Origin of the sequence: Sphingobacterium paramultivorum (assembly GCF_014109745.1) — a bacterium.
GTDB classification, from domain to species: domain Bacteria; phylum Bacteroidota; class Bacteroidia; order Sphingobacteriales; family Sphingobacteriaceae; genus Sphingobacterium; species Sphingobacterium paramultivorum.
Window position 1 is genome coordinate 6,094,014 of the sequence record NZ_CP058555.1, and the last position, 13,808, is coordinate 6,107,821.

11 protein-coding genes are annotated in these 13,808 nt (G+C 38.8%); 5 read left to right on the top strand and 6 right to left on the bottom strand.

Annotated features, from left to right (window positions below):
- Positions 1-52: 52 nt before the first annotated feature.
- A complete protein-coding gene (locus HS960_RS25305; protein ID WP_182330797.1) occupies positions 53-2,494 on the top strand; it encodes a bifunctional UDP-N-acetylmuramoyl-tripeptide:D-alanyl-D-alanine ligase/alanine racemase in 2,442 nt (813 codons plus the stop codon).
- Between the two features lie 44 nt (positions 2,495-2,538).
- On the top strand, positions 2,539-3,138 hold the full coding sequence (locus HS960_RS25310; protein WP_153847741.1) for a DUF502 domain-containing protein: 600 nt from the start codon (positions 2,539-2,541) through the stop codon (positions 3,136-3,138).
- 140 nt (positions 3,139-3,278) lie between these two features.
- Here the strand turns inward: HS960_RS25310 and HS960_RS25315 are convergent, their stop codons facing one another.
- Positions 3,279-4,181 (bottom strand): pirin family protein, encoded by a 903-nt coding sequence (locus HS960_RS25315; protein WP_182330798.1) that lies wholly within the window; start codon positions 4,179-4,181, stop codon positions 3,279-3,281.
- A 45-nt stretch (positions 4,182-4,226) separates the two neighbouring features.
- Here HS960_RS25315 and HS960_RS25320 point away from each other — a divergent pair, with 45 nt between their 5' ends.
- Positions 4,227-4,826 carry a hypothetical protein gene (locus HS960_RS25320; RefSeq protein ID WP_153847739.1) on the top strand — a complete coding sequence of 200 codons (600 nt, stop codon included), beginning with the start codon at positions 4,227-4,229 and terminating at the stop codon, positions 4,824-4,826.
- On the opposite strand, the gene HS960_RS25325 is transcribed toward HS960_RS25320, so the two are convergent.
- Positions 4,823-5,605, bottom strand: a complete 783-nt coding sequence (locus tag HS960_RS25325; RefSeq protein WP_159731289.1) for a Cof-type HAD-IIB family hydrolase — start codon at positions 5,603-5,605, stop codon at positions 4,823-4,825. The genes HS960_RS25320 and HS960_RS25325 overlap by 4 nt on opposite strands.
- A gap of 651 nt (positions 5,606-6,256) precedes the next feature.
- Here HS960_RS25325 and dnaE point away from each other — a divergent pair.
- Positions 6,257-10,675 carry a DNA polymerase III subunit alpha gene (gene dnaE / locus HS960_RS25330; RefSeq protein ID WP_153847737.1) on the top strand — a complete coding sequence of 1,473 codons (4,419 nt, stop codon included), beginning with the start codon at positions 6,257-6,259 and terminating at the stop codon, positions 10,673-10,675.
- 124 nt (positions 10,676-10,799) lie between these two features.
- Positions 10,800-11,120 carry a thioredoxin gene (gene trxA / locus HS960_RS25335; protein WP_046671752.1) on the top strand — a complete coding sequence of 107 codons (321 nt, stop codon included), beginning with the start codon at positions 10,800-10,802 and terminating at the stop codon, positions 11,118-11,120.
- A gap of 545 nt (positions 11,121-11,665) precedes the next feature.
- Here the strand turns inward: trxA and rplI are convergent.
- The 4 genes from rplI to dapA form a co-directional block, all read right to left on the bottom strand.
- Positions 11,666-12,109: a 50S ribosomal protein L9 gene (gene rplI, locus HS960_RS25340; protein ID WP_046671751.1), complete on the bottom strand. Its 444-nt coding sequence runs from the start codon at positions 12,107-12,109 to the stop codon at positions 11,666-11,668.
- A 15-nt stretch (positions 12,110-12,124) separates the two neighbouring features.
- Positions 12,125-12,388: a 30S ribosomal protein S18 gene (rpsR, locus tag HS960_RS25345; protein WP_028071347.1), complete on the bottom strand. Its 264-nt coding sequence runs from the start codon at positions 12,386-12,388 to the stop codon at positions 12,125-12,127.
- The gene (rpsF, locus tag HS960_RS25350) at positions 12,388-12,756 is read right to left on the bottom strand and encodes a 30S ribosomal protein S6 (RefSeq protein ID WP_046671750.1); all 369 of its coding nucleotides are present in this window, start codon (positions 12,754-12,756) and stop codon (positions 12,388-12,390) included. The genes rpsR and rpsF overlap by 1 nt, the downstream gene beginning before the upstream one ends.
- 147 nt (positions 12,757-12,903) lie before the next feature.
- Positions 12,904-13,782 carry a 4-hydroxy-tetrahydrodipicolinate synthase gene (gene dapA, locus HS960_RS25355; RefSeq protein ID WP_182330799.1) on the bottom strand — a complete coding sequence of 293 codons (879 nt, stop codon included), beginning with the start codon at positions 13,780-13,782 and terminating at the stop codon, positions 12,904-12,906.
- Between the last annotated feature and the right edge of the window lie 26 nt (positions 13,783-13,808).

A 13,808-nucleotide genomic window follows, 5' to 3' on the forward strand; every position in this document is an offset into this window, starting at 1 on the left:
GAAATAACTAAAAAAATGTTCAGTTTTGACACAATCAAAATATATCAGGAGAATGTACAAAATATCGGAAATCGCCCAGATTTTACATCCCAATCGCACATTTATCACGGATCCCAATTCTTTTGTCCAGCATTTATTTTATGACAGCCGTAAAATTGCCCAGGCGGACAACGGGATTTTTTTTGCACTTCAGAAGAACAGAGATGGTCATCGGTATATCCGGGAAGCCTACGAAAAAGGAGTTCGTAACTTTGTGCTTCAGGCCGATGAGGGACAGGAAATGGAGCTTTTGGAAGCTAATATTCTTTGGGTAGCGGATAGTTTAGTTGCTATGCAGGAGCTGGCAACTTTTCATCGTCAGAAATTTGATTATCCTGTCATCGGAATTACTGGGAGCAATGGCAAAACGATTGTAAAAGAGTGGCTTTTCCAGCTTATGTCTCCTGAATATAAGATTTATCGGAGTCCTAAGAGCTATAATTCTCAACTTGGTGTGGCTTTGTCCTTGTGGGGATTGTCCGATCAGTATAATCTTGCGCTAATCGAAGCGGGAATTTCAGAAAAAGGGGAAATGCTGCGCCTTGAGCAGATGATAAAACCAACTATAGGACTATTGAGCAACATCGGTGTTGCCCACAAAGCTGGTTTTAAATCTAAAGAGGAAAAGATCTATGAAAAGCTCGAGCTTTTTAAAAATGTTGAAACCATGATTTTTCCAAATAGTTACCTCGAAAATATTCAATTGCCATATAGACCACGAAAATTTTCCTGGGGGCTTGATGAGGGCCTTTCTTTGGAAGTGTATTCCATCAAGCAGGTTAATGACCGATTTACTATGGTCACGTTCTATTATGCCAGTCGCACCTTTGCTGTTGAAGTACCGTTTGTGGATAAAGGAAATGTTGAGAACGCGATAAATTGTGTAGCGGTGATGCTGCGTTTTGGTTATGAAAATGAAGTGATCGCAGCGAGGATTAAAGAGCTGCAGCCAGTGGCGATGCGTCTTGAGTTAAAAAAAGGAAAAAAGAATAGCTCAATTATCGATGACTCGTATAGTAATGATCTAGATGCACTGCAGATTGCCCTGGAGTTTTTAAATCAGCAGGGACAGCATCCGTTCAAGATGTTGATATTGTCGGATATCCCTGGTGTCCATATCGAAGATGAAAAAAGTTTGTCCAAGCTGAAACGTTTGCTTAGTGAGTATCGTTTGGATAAATTGATATTGATAGGTGAAGTGTTGCCTAAAGTGGCAGCACAATTTGAAGTGCCTTCTATTTCATATAGCGATACAACTGCTTTCTTGGCCGATATTAGGTCGCTTTCTTTTGAAAATGCCACGGTATTATTGAAAGGAGGACGTGAGTTTCATTTTGAACGTATCAGTCAGCTTTTAGTTGCAAAATCACATGATACAGTGCTTGAAATCAATTTGAATGCACTGGAGAATAATTTGAACGTATATCGACAGCTGCTGCCGAAACAGGTGAAGTTGATGACCATGGTCAAAGCTTTTTCTTATGGTAGTGGAAGCTTCGAGATAGCAAACCTTTTGCAATTCAATCGGGTGGATTATCTGACTGTTGCTTTTGCGGATGAGGGGGTTGATTTGCGTGGTGCGGGCATAAAATTACCTATTGTAGTGATGAGCCCTGATGAAAGTTCTTTTGAGTCCATTGTTCAGTATAACCTTGAACCGGAAATTTATAGCTTTAGAATATTGTTTTCTTTTTTGAATTTTCTGAAAACGAAACAAATAGCTTCTTTTCCGATTCATATTAAGATAGATACAGGTATGCATCGGTTGGGTTTTATGCCTGACGAGGTCGATCGTTTAATAGCTGTGTTACGTGCGGAAGCGATTTTAGAGGTTAAATCTGCATTTTCCCACTTAGCGTCTGCAGGTAATGAAAAGGATTGGGAATTTACACAAGGACAAATTGATCTGCTGGATGAATTTACAAAGCGTCTCGAAAGTGGTATAGGATATTCTTTTCTACGTCATATTGCAGCAACATCGGGTATTGAATTGTGGCCGAATGCGTATTTTGATATGGTGAGGTTGGGGATAGGTCTCTATGGTATCGATATCGAGCGTCATGATTTACCCATTAGGGAGGCGAGTACCTTGAAAACGAATGTGACACAAATTAAATACCTCCCAGCAGGTGAAACCGTAGGTTATAATAGGCACGGCGTCCTGTATAGAGATAGTAAGATTGCGACAATTAAAATTGGTTATGCGGACGGTTACGATAGGCGTTTTGGTAACGGTGTCGGTAAAATGTTGATAAACGGTTTTTTAGTCCCTACTATAGGAGATATATGTATGGATATGTGTATGTTGGATGTAACGGATGTGGAAGTTGGAGAGGAAGATGAAGTTATCGTTTACCCTGATATAAAGTCAGCGGCGAAGGCTATAGGGACGATTCCTTATGAATTGCTGACGAGTATTTCCCAACGCGTAAAAAGAGTATATTTTTATGAATAATAAAGGATATTCTGCATTTTTGAATAATATTTTATTTTCAATTCATGTTTAGTAAATTAATCAGAGGATTTATTAATTATTTGATACGAGGTGTCCTGGTAGTGGTTCCTCTTGCTGGTGCTATTTTTTTAATAGTTTGGATTGTTGCATCAGTTGATTCGGCATTGAATCTAACTGAACATTTTTTGGAGGATGATAGGGGGCACCCCTTGTATATTCCAGGAATAGGTATTCTGACCGTTATTTTGGTATTGGTTTTGGCGGGGCTTATTTTTACAAATTTTGTTACAGACCCCATTAAAGTGTGGATTAATCATCAGATCCAGCGGATTCCACTTTTAAATACATTATATTCTTCGATTAAAGATTTTACGGAGGCCTTTGTTGGTGATGCAAAGAAATTTAATGAACCTGTCTTGGTGACGGTGAATGAGTTTGGTCTGAAGAAGATAGGTTTCTTAACGCAGCATGATTTAAAAAGCATTGGGCTTGAAGAAGATGTTATGGTGTATTTTCCATATTCCTACTCTTTTGCAGGACAGGTTGTTATTATCAGTGCAGACAAGGTCAAAAAATTAGATATGTCTCCAACAGATGCCATGAAACTCGTTGTTTCCGGTGGTGTGAGCGGGATAGCCCATTAGTCGGCTTTCATATCGGTTAAGTAAAAATGCTGGAAGTCGTTGTATGATTTCCAGCATTTTTATTTTTGCTTATTCTGTCTTTCTACTTGTGCGACTTTTTCCAATTTATACGTCCACGTTGTTATTGGTTTAGGACATTGCTATTGATTTTTTTTCTGCCCTAAAGTGGGATTTACAGGTGGGATTGGAATATAGCCGTCATCTCCAGGTACTTTTGGAAATTCATGATTTTCCCATTTTTCGCGCGCTATTTTTAATGTTTCAATGTCTGAAGCGACGAAGTTCCAGTCGATATATCGTTGTTCAGGAAAAGGTTCACCACCAAAAATGTAAACTGAAGTACCCGCCTTCATTTCGAATTCACATAGTTTCGCATCCTTGGCAACTAAAATCTGTTTTGGACCGAATTCCTGGCCTTCCGCATGAACAGTTCCATGAAGGATATATAATCCACTTTCGCCATATAGGTGATCGCCCAGTTTGATGGTCGCATCTTGTTCTGCTTTGATTTCAATAAGATATAATGGACTATATACGGGAACCTCGGAACGATGGTTTTTAATTTCACCTGCAATTAAACGATAAGATACACCGTCTTCGGTCCAATGTGGAAGCTGCGGTTCTTCTATGTGAACAAAATTAGGTTCCATTTTTTCGAGTTCTTTTGGTAGGGCCACCCAAATCTGCAGCCCATGTAGGTCGTGCGGGGTAGATCTCAGCTGTTCGGGAGTTCTTTCGGAGTGTGTGACACCCTTACCAGCCGTCATCCAATTGACTGCTCCAGGTTTGATCTCCACGGCATTTCCTAAGCTGTCACGGTGCATAATGCTACCTTCGAATAGATAAGTCAATGTGGATAACCCGATATGCGGATGTGGAGCAATATCCATAAAGCGCGGTTCGGCAATGTTATCTGGTCCCATGTGGTCGATAAAGATAAAAGGGCCGACCATACGTTTCTGCCTGAAAGGCAGAAGTCGGCCAACTAAGAAATTGCCTATGTCAGCGGCTCTTTCTTCAATAACTATTGCAATATTTGACATAATGTTTCCTTATTTTTGTGTTTCTAATCTACAGCAATTTAAGAAATGTCGAGTATAATCAATCGTTTTTTGGGTAAAAAGAGTGTAAGAAATGAAGAGCTTTTGGCACTTGCGGATAGGTTGTCTTTTAGGAACAGTCAGCTGGACAGTTTTTTGATAGGGCATTTTATACAACGTAACAAAATAGATCCAGTGGAGTATTTTGCTTTTCAAGAGCAGTTGCTTAAGCTTCATGTTGACCGATTTGAGGCTCTGCAGGTAGAGCTTAACTTGTTGAACCAATATTTGCAGTTGGCCGAACGTTTTCTTCCAGCAGGTTTTTCAGTCAAATGGGAAAATAAGCTACACTCTCAGGATGAAATTATGTTGCCGCCGCTCATTCTTTTTCCTGTGGTACAGCATGCTGTTGAAAATGGTTATAATACGATGTTTTCTCATCCAGTTCGTATACGATTATCGGGCTCATCAAAGCTGATTATGCTGGAAGTGAGTTATCGCGTGAACCATTACCTGGAAAGCCAGTTTAGCAGCACATTGATACGTGATTTTCGACAGCGATTGGACTATCTTTTTCCGGAAAAACATAATTTGCTGATGAATAGTAACAGCAATACTTCTCGAATAACCTTAACTATCCAACTTTAGATGATATTGAAGTGTTTTAATGCATTCCAGATGCCATTTTCATCAACGCTATCTGTTATATAATCTGCAATTTCCTTTACCTCGGGATTTGCATTACCCATAGCAATTCCAATATGGGTGTGCGCTAGCATTGTAATATCATTTCCGCCGTCGCCAAATGACATGGTTTCTTCCAAGGTGAAGTTGAAATGGTCTAAAAAAACATCTATTCCAATTTTTTTGCTTTGCCCCATAGGATTGACATCAGCAAAAACGGGCGTCCATCTCGAAGCAACTGAATTTGGCATCACATTTTCCATGAATTCAGCTTCTTCTTCAGGATTGATGAAAACATTGACCTGCATAACTGAGTCAAGATCAAAATTCTGTTCGTAATCCCGAACTGGTGGGGTGGGGACATTGACCTGCTGGTACATTTGGAATACCTCCGGTGTAACCTGGTTCAAGGAAATTTCTTTTTCAGACATGAATGAAAAAGTCAGGTCTTCACGCTTTTTAGCATAATTTAATAAGGAGCGAATGTCTTTTTGAGGAATGTTATTTTTATAAATGACGTCCTGTTCCTTCGTGACGCAATACCCGCCATTGAAGGTGATATATCCATCAAAATCGAGGTAACGAATATGCCCCAGCTGATTGTAGGACCTTCCTGTTGAAACAAATACCTTGATGTTTTTTTCTTTTAATAATTGAAATGCCTGTTGAGTAGATTCGGGAACTTGATGTGTTTTGAAACTTAGCAAAGTTCCATCGATGTCAAAAAAAATAGCTTTAATCATGGATTTTTGGGTCAAAATCAAATATACTAAATACTTGGGATAGTGTAACTATTACAATATTAAATTTGAGGTGTTTTATCGCCTAATAGTGCTTATCTCGTTTTTAATTGTATTGAGGATAAGTATGCCCAAATGGAAGACAGACGGTCTGTAGATGTTAAGTTGCGGTTCTAGATGAAAATTTTTACCACACTTGGTGGAGATAAGTCAACATCAACCGCATAATTAAGAGGAAATAAAACCAGAGATAAAAGGGAATTAAAAGGAAGATTATAGGTATTCATCCGAATGAAGTCCGAATGAGGTCCCTATAAAGTCCCTATGAAGTACGTGTTAAAGGAGCTGTAAATTTGATGTTGGCATAATGTTGGATCTTTTGATATACATGATAAGAAAGAGCTCGAGGGCTTGATGATTTGGCCTGATATTGACTTTTTCGAGGCGCATAAAAAAAGGAAGATCGAGGAGTTTATGATCCTGTTTCTTATTAAAGCGTAGCTAGCGGCCGGTATCGTGTGAAGCTAGATTTTCTTTAGTGGATTTTCGCAAAAATCTGACACAATCTTCTCTAATAATTTCGTAAATTTCAAGTTCAAAAAAATGTAAATTGTCTTGCATTTAATGTATTGTATTAAAGAGGGTTAGAATTTTATGTATATTATTTTCGATACGGAAACGACGGGTTTGCCTAAGCGTTGGGACGCACCAATTACCGATACGGACAATTGGCCTCGCTGTATTCAGTTGGCTTGGCAAATTCATGATGAGATGGGAAATTTGGTCGAACATCACGATTTCTTGATTAAGCCAGATGGATTTGATATACCCTATGACTCTGAAAAAATACACGGCATATCGACGGCATTGGCAGAAGAGCAGGGGGTGCCGCTTCAGGAGGTCCTAGAGAAATTCAATGTGGCATTGAATAAAGCCAAGTTTGTTGTTGGACAAAATATTGGTTTTGATTTGAATATCATGGGCTGTGAATTTTACCGTTATAGTGTTGCGTCTAATATGGCTAATATGCCTGTATTAGATACCTGTACGGAAGTAACAGCTGAACTCCTGAAAATTCCAGGTGGTCGCGGTGGTCGCTTTAAATTACCTAATTTGACCGAGCTGCATTCCTATTTATTTGGAGTACCGTTTGCTGAGGCACATAATGCAACAGCCGACGTTGAGGCGACAACACGTTGTTTTCTGGAGCTTGTCAGAAGAGAGGTTTTCACTACTGAGGAACTTCAGGTCGATACGGGCTACTTTGTCGATTTTAAAACGAACAATCCTGGTCCTATACCCACTGTTGGACTGAAACATATCAACCTAAAAGCAGCTTCTGATGAAATTAGAAAACGGTCTCAGCCAGATGAAGTCAAGGTTGTCGTTGATGCGGACGCGTTAGCAGCTTTAAAGGATGCCAAATTTGCCCATTTGCATAATCACTCTCAGTTTTCGATTCTGCAGTCGACGATGTCGTACGATAAGTTAGTTTCGGCAGCAGTCAAGGATAATATGCCTGCTGTTGCGTTAACGGACCACGGAAATATGATGGGGGCTTTTGAGTTTGTTTCTCGTGTTATAGGCCATAATAAAGAAGTTGAAGCGCAAAATGCGGAGGCTGTTGAAAATGGACAGGAACCTACTGGTCAGCTTTTAAAGCCAATTGTTGGTTGTGAATTTTTTGTTTGTGAAAACCACAAAGATAAGTCGAGGAAGGATAATGGTTATCAGATTGTGTTATTAGCGAAAAATAAACGCGGGTACCATAATCTGGCTAAACTGGCTTCTTTTGCTTATACGTCCGGGTTCTATTATGTTCCGCGGATTGATAAGGATCTTATTCTTCAATATAAAGAAGATGTTATCGCTTTGTCAGGTAACTTACAAGGCGAGGTGCCGAATAAAATACTGAATATTGGTGAGAGCCAGGCCGAAGAAGCCTTGCTGTGGTGGAAAGAACAATTTGGGGATGATTTTTATCTTGAATTGATGCGTCATGGTCAGGAAGATGAAGATCGTGTGAACCAAACGTTGCTGAAGTTTTCCCGTAAATATGAGGTTAAAACTGTTGCGACCAATAATACGTATTACGAGAAGAAAGGCGATGCGCATGCACATGATATTTTGCTGTGTGTGAAAGATGGTGAAAAGCTCTCAACGCCAAAAGGTAGGGGACGAGGGTTCCGTTTTGGCTTACCGAATCAGGAGTATTATTTCAAGTCTTCGGATGAAATGAAGGCTCTATTTAAAGATTTGCCCGAAGCGATTTTAAATATCCAGGAGATTGTCGATAAGATAGAGATATTTAAGTTAAACCGAGATGTCCTTTTGCCTAAATTTGATATACCCGAAGAATTTCAGGTGGAAGCCGATCTTGAAGATGGGGGAAAACGTGGTGAAAATAAATACCTGGCCCATCTTTGTTATGTGGGGGCTGAGAAACGCTATGAAGAAATTACGACTGATATTCGAGATCGCCTAGACTTTGAGTTGGCTACCATTGAGAAAACAGGGTATCCAGGTTACTTTTTGATTGTTCAAGATTTTATTGCGGCAGCCCGAGATATGGGTGTCTCTGTGGGGCCAGGACGGGGATCTGCAGCTGGTTCAGCGGTGGCCTATTGTTTGGGAATTACCAATATCGATCCGATTAAATATGACTTGCTTTTCGAGCGTTTCTTAAATCCTGACCGTGTATCCATGCCCGATATTGATATCGATTTTGATGATGAGGGGCGTGGACGGGTTATGCAATATGTAATTAATAAATATGGTGCTAGTCAAGTTGCCCAGATTATTACCTACGGTACAATGGCTGCAAAGTCATCTATCAAAGATACAGCTCGTGTATTGGATTTACCTTTAGGGGATGCCAATGAAATTGCCAAGCTGATTCCGAATCTTAAATTATCCAAGATTTTTACTTTAGATGACGCCGGCTTAAAGGAAAAACTGAGGACTGAGGAAATTGAAGCTGTTAATAGATTGAAATCTATTGCTGATGGTGCTGGATTGGAAGCTGAAACGATCAGACAGGCCCGGGTTTTGGAGGGGTCTGTACGAAATACAGGTATCCATGCCTGTGGTGTTATTATTACGCCAGACGATATTACTAATTTCGTTCCTGTTTCTTTGGCAAAAGACTCGGATCTTTATGTGACGCAGTTCGATAACCACGTTGTTGAAAGTGCCGGTTTGCTGAAAATGGACTTTTTGGGTTTAAAGACACTGACACTGATAAAAGATACGGTCGAAAATGTCAAATTAAGCCATGGTATCGTGCTGGATCCGGATCAATTTCCGATCGACGATGAGCTTACCTATGAGCTCTTTCAACGTGGAGAGACCATAGGGGTGTTTCAGTATGAATCTCCTGGAATGCAGAAGTACATGCGAGACCTTAAGCCGACGGTATTTGCCGATTTGATTGCGATGAATGCACTCTATCGTCCGGGCCCAATTGAGTATATCCCAAGTTTTATTAAGCGGAAGCATGGTATAGATCCTATTGTTTACGATTTGGATGCCTGTGAGGAATATTTGAAAGAAACTTATGGAATTACGGTATACCAGGAGCAGGTAATGCTTTTGTCTCAAAAGTTAGCTGGATTTTCGAAAGGTGATGCCGACGTTTTGCGTAAGGCCATGGGTAAGAAGCAAAAAGCTGTACTGGATAAGATGAAGCCTAAGTTTGTTTCGCAGGCAGAGGAGAAAGGGCATAATGCAAAAGTTCTGGAGAAGATCTGGACCGACTGGGAAGCTTTTGCAAGTTATGCATTTAATAAATCCCATTCTACCTGTTATGCTTGGGTTGCCTATCAAACAGCCTATTTGAAAGCGCATTTTCCGGCGGAATATATGGCTGCCGTACTTTCTAATAACATGAATGACATCAAGCAGGTGACATTCTTTATGGAGGAATGTAAACGTATGGGACTAGAGGTACTTGGTCCTGATGTGAATGAATCTTATTATAAGTTTACGGTAAATGAATCTGGAGCTATTCGTTTTGGGATAGGTGCGGTTAAAGGTGTCGGGGCAGGAGCAGTAGATGCTATCGTGCAAACACGGCAATCAGGATTGTATAAATCTGTTTTCGATATGGCCAAACGGATTGATCTTCGTGCGGTCAACAAGAAAGCTTTCGAGAGCCTGGCTTATGCTGGTGGTTTTGATAGTTTTGACAATACGCATCGTGCACAGTATTTTCATTCGGATGAAAGTTCAACAGGAATGGAAAAGGCGATACGATTCGGCCAGCGTTTTAAAGAAAATGAAAGTTCGGCCCAGGCGAGCTTGTTTGGTGTAGGTGGTGCTGCAGAATTGCCGGAACCCGTTTTGGCACCATGTCCGCAATGGGGATTGATTGAAAAGCTTAAGTATGAAAAAGATGTTATCGGTATTTATTTGACCAGTCACCCCTTAGATACATACCGGTTTGAAATTGAACATTTTTGTCAGAATTCGGTTTCAGATTTGGCATTGATCAATAAGGTTAAGGCGGCAGAGGTCGATGAAGAGACTTTGCTTGAGTTTAATCGGATCAAGAATAAAGAATTGGTGATTGGTGGCATTATCGCATCGGCAAACCATCGATTGACAAAGACTGGTAAGCCTTTTGCGTCGTTTATCATAGAAGATTATAGTGATTCTTATGATATGGCAGTTTTTGGCGAAGAATACGTCAAGTTGAAGGGATATTTGCAAGAGGGCTATTTTGTGCAATTACGGGGTTTGGTACAGGAACGTTTCAGGCAGGTTGGAAATTGGGGCTTTGAGCTGCGCAGTGTACAGTTGCTTTCCGATCTTCGTGAGAAGATGGCAAAGAGTTTTACGATTAATATTCCTTTACCTAAGTTGAACGAGGCATTTCTTGACGGAATCAAAGATATACTGGCACAAAATGAGATTGAGGGGGTTGTGCCAAATTGTCAATTAAAGTTTAAAATTTGGGATCCCCAAGATGAAATATCTGTCGAAATGCCAGCTAAAAGTCTGAAAATAAACCTAACAAATGAATTTTTGGACTGTATAGATAAGTTTGAAGGGATAAATTACCGATTGAATTAGTTTGGATTGGAATTTGTGTAATTAAGATTACAAATACATTGGTAGTTGTTACTATCTTTGTTTATTGATTTTAGCAATTAAATAGTATTAAAGATATAACTTCGGTTTATAAAATTAAAAGATTATGGCATTAGAAATTACAGATAGCAACTTTGAAGAAGTTGTCTTAAAAGCAGACAAACCAGTATTAATTGATTTTTGGGCAGAATGGTGTGGTCCTTGCCGTATGGTAGGTCCTGTGGTTGAAGAACTGGCTAAGGATTATGAAGGTAAAGCTGTTGTAGGAAAAGTAAATGTGGATGAAAATCCAGAGATTTCTGTTCGTTATGGCATTCGTAATATTCCAGCTTTATTGTTCTTTAAAAATGGAGAAATAGTTGATAAACAAATTGGAGCTGTTCCAAAATCAGTATTGAACGAGAAATTAGAAAAACAATTAGCATAACTTAGCTAAATAATAAAAAAAGCCTGAAATATTATATTTTAGGCTTTTTTTTTGTTTTTAAAATCCAATTTTTTTGATTTTATTTCGAATTTTAGTTGTTTTATGTCTGTATTTTATTTGTTTTAGTGTGATTTTATGTATTTATATTGTTTTTTAACAGTGTAATGTTTTGTATTTTTTGTGTTTCTGTGTTTTAATATGGTTTTGTTGTTAGTTTTAATGTATTTATGTTTAATTTTTGATAAAAAATCAATTTTATTTGCAAAAACCAATATTTTTTGCTTCTTTTGAGTATTGAAATTGGTTTTCGAAAAGAATTTGTTTCGATTTTTCGGTTTTGATATTGTTTTTTTTGACTCGATGATTTAGGAGTTGTTTTTTTGAAAAAAAATAGAAATTGACAAAGATTTTCCCTTTCAAATACCCTAGATTATGCCTCGCGTTGCTCTCCGTAACGCGAGTTTTTTTTTTGGTAAAGTATGGTAAAAATAAAAGCGGCTATCCTTTCGGATAGCCGCTTTTTATTATTGACTAAATAAACTGAATTATTCAGCAATTACTTCGAAAGGAACTTGAACTTTCACTTCTTTGTGTAAGTTTAAGTTTGCGATGTATTCACCTAATTCTTTAGGTTCTACTTCGAAAGTGATACGACGACGATCTACATCAAAACCTTTTGCTTTCAACGCATCAGCAATTTGAATGCTGTTTACTTTACCAAAGATTTTACCAGATTCACCTGCTTTAGCACCGATTGAAAGTTTGATAGCTTCCAATTTACCAGCTAATTCAGTAGCGTCTTTTTTGATTTTTTCTTGTTTGAACTGAGCTTGTTTGATGTTCTCAGCTAAAACTTTCTTTGCAGATTCAGTCGCTTGGATAGCAAATCCTTGCGGGATTAAGTAGTTACGACCGAAACCTGGCTTTACATTAACGATATCGTTTTGCTCACCTAAGCCTTTGATATCTTGTTTTAAAATTACTTCCATTTTCTATCGTCCTCCTTATTTAATTGCATCAGCTAAGTAAGGTAATAAGCCGATGTGACGAGCACGTTTAACAGCTTGAGCTACTTTACGTTGAAATTTCAAAGATGTACCAGTTAAACGACGAGGTAAGATTTTACCTTGATCATTTACAAATTTCATCAAGAAGTTAGCATCTTTATAATCGATATATTTGATACCATTCTTTTTGAAACGACAGTATTTTTTACGGTTGTCCTCTACTTTAGGAGCAGTTACGTATTGGATATTTTCGTTAGCCATTAGTTTGCACCCTCCTCAGTTTTAGTTTCAGCTTTTTTGTTGAATGCACCGCTACGTTTTTTCTCGTTGTATGCTTTAGCATGTTTGTCTAAGCTTACAGTCAAGAAACGCATAATGCGCTCATCACGTTTGTATTCAACCTCTAATTTATTGATTAATTCACCTGGAGCCTTGAATTCAGTTAAGTGATAAAATCCAGTAGTTTTTTTCTGGATTGGATACGCTAATTTTTTCAAACCCCAATTGTCTTCAGCGACAATCTCGGCTCCGCCTTCTGTTAAGATGTTTTTGAATTTTGCGATTACTTCTTTCGCAGCATCATCAGAAAGCAACGGGGTAAGAACGATTACAGATTCGTACTGTTGCATTGTGTTAATTAATTTTGTTATTTAAAATTCCACTTTTGTGGAAGTGCAAAGGTAGTTATTATATTGTTATGTTGCAAAGCTTTGAAATAAAAAAGTTTAGATCCTTTGGAGGGATCTAAACTTTTCTCAACCGAACTAGGCTATATTTTAGTTCAATTTCTTTAATTCTTCTTTGATAGCTGCCTGTATTTTCTCGCTAACAGGGACTAAAGGAAGTCGTAATTGATCTTTTCCGATCCCCAATTCCTGTAGAATATATTTTACACCAGCAGGGTTTCCTTCAATAAAACACAGGTCTGTAATGTCAAGGAGTTCATTATGGATCGATCTAGCTTCCGCATAATTGCCTTCAGCGCATAACTTAGCTAATGTGGCGACCTTTTTCGGTAACGCGTTTCCGATCACTGAGATGATACCAGCTGCTCCAAGAGACATCATCGGCAAGGTAACCGGATCATCTCCGGAGATCAAGAGAAATCCTGTGGGTTTATCCCGTAGAATTTCGCTGAATTGCGCAAAATTTCCAGAAGCCTCTTTGATGGCTACGATATTTGAAAAATCATTGGCCAGTCGTAATGTTGTCTGTGCTGTTATATTGCTGCCCGTACGCCCAGGTACATTGTATAAAATAACCGGAAGTGGAGAGGCGTTTGAAACAGCCTTGTAATGCTGGTAAATGCCTTCTTGTGTTGGTTTGTTGTAATAAGGAGATACGGATAAAATCGCGCAGAAGCCTGTTGGATCAAAGCTCTTAATTTGTTCCACAATTTCGGCAGTATTATTTCCACCAATTCCAGCAACCAAAGGAAGTCTACCGTTCACGCGCTTGACAGTAAAATCCCAGATACGCTTTCGTTCATCATTGGTTAAAGTGGCAACTTCTCCAGTTGTACCTAAAGAAACCAAATAATCCATACCTTCGTTGATTTGCAAGTCAATTAGCTGACCTAATGCTTCGAAATCAACAGATTCATCTGAGTTAAAAGGAGTGACTAATGCTACCCCTGCGCCGTGAAGCTCGTTCATCTTGTTTTTGTATTTATATAAATTTA

Coding starts and splice junctions, on each gene's coding strand:
- HS960_RS25305 (WP_182330797.1), top strand. CDS start 53: ATGTACAAAATATCGGAAATCGCCCAGATTTTACATCCCAATCGCACA.
- HS960_RS25310 (WP_153847741.1), top strand. CDS start 2,539: ATGTTTAGTAAATTAATCAGAGGATTTATTAATTATTTGATACGAGGT.
- HS960_RS25315 (WP_182330798.1), bottom strand. CDS start 4,181: ATGTCAAATATTGCAATAGTTATTGAAGAAAGAGCCGCTGACATAGGC.
- HS960_RS25320 (WP_153847739.1), top strand. CDS start 4,227: ATGTCGAGTATAATCAATCGTTTTTTGGGTAAAAAGAGTGTAAGAAAT.
- HS960_RS25325 (WP_159731289.1), bottom strand. CDS start 5,605: ATGATTAAAGCTATTTTTTTTGACATCGATGGAACTTTGCTAAGTTTC.
- dnaE (WP_153847737.1), top strand. CDS start 6,257: ATGTATATTATTTTCGATACGGAAACGACGGGTTTGCCTAAGCGTTGG.
- trxA (WP_046671752.1), top strand. CDS start 10,800: ATGGCATTAGAAATTACAGATAGCAACTTTGAAGAAGTTGTCTTAAAA.
- rplI (WP_046671751.1), bottom strand. CDS start 12,109: ATGGAAGTAATTTTAAAACAAGATATCAAAGGCTTAGGTGAGCAAAAC.
- rpsR (WP_028071347.1), bottom strand. CDS start 12,388: ATGGCTAACGAAAATATCCAATACGTAACTGCTCCTAAAGTAGAGGAC.
- rpsF (WP_046671750.1), bottom strand. CDS start 12,756: ATGCAACAGTACGAATCTGTAATCGTTCTTACCCCGTTGCTTTCTGAT.
- dapA (WP_182330799.1), bottom strand. CDS start 13,782: ATGAACGAGCTTCACGGCGCAGGGGTAGCATTAGTCACTCCTTTTAAC.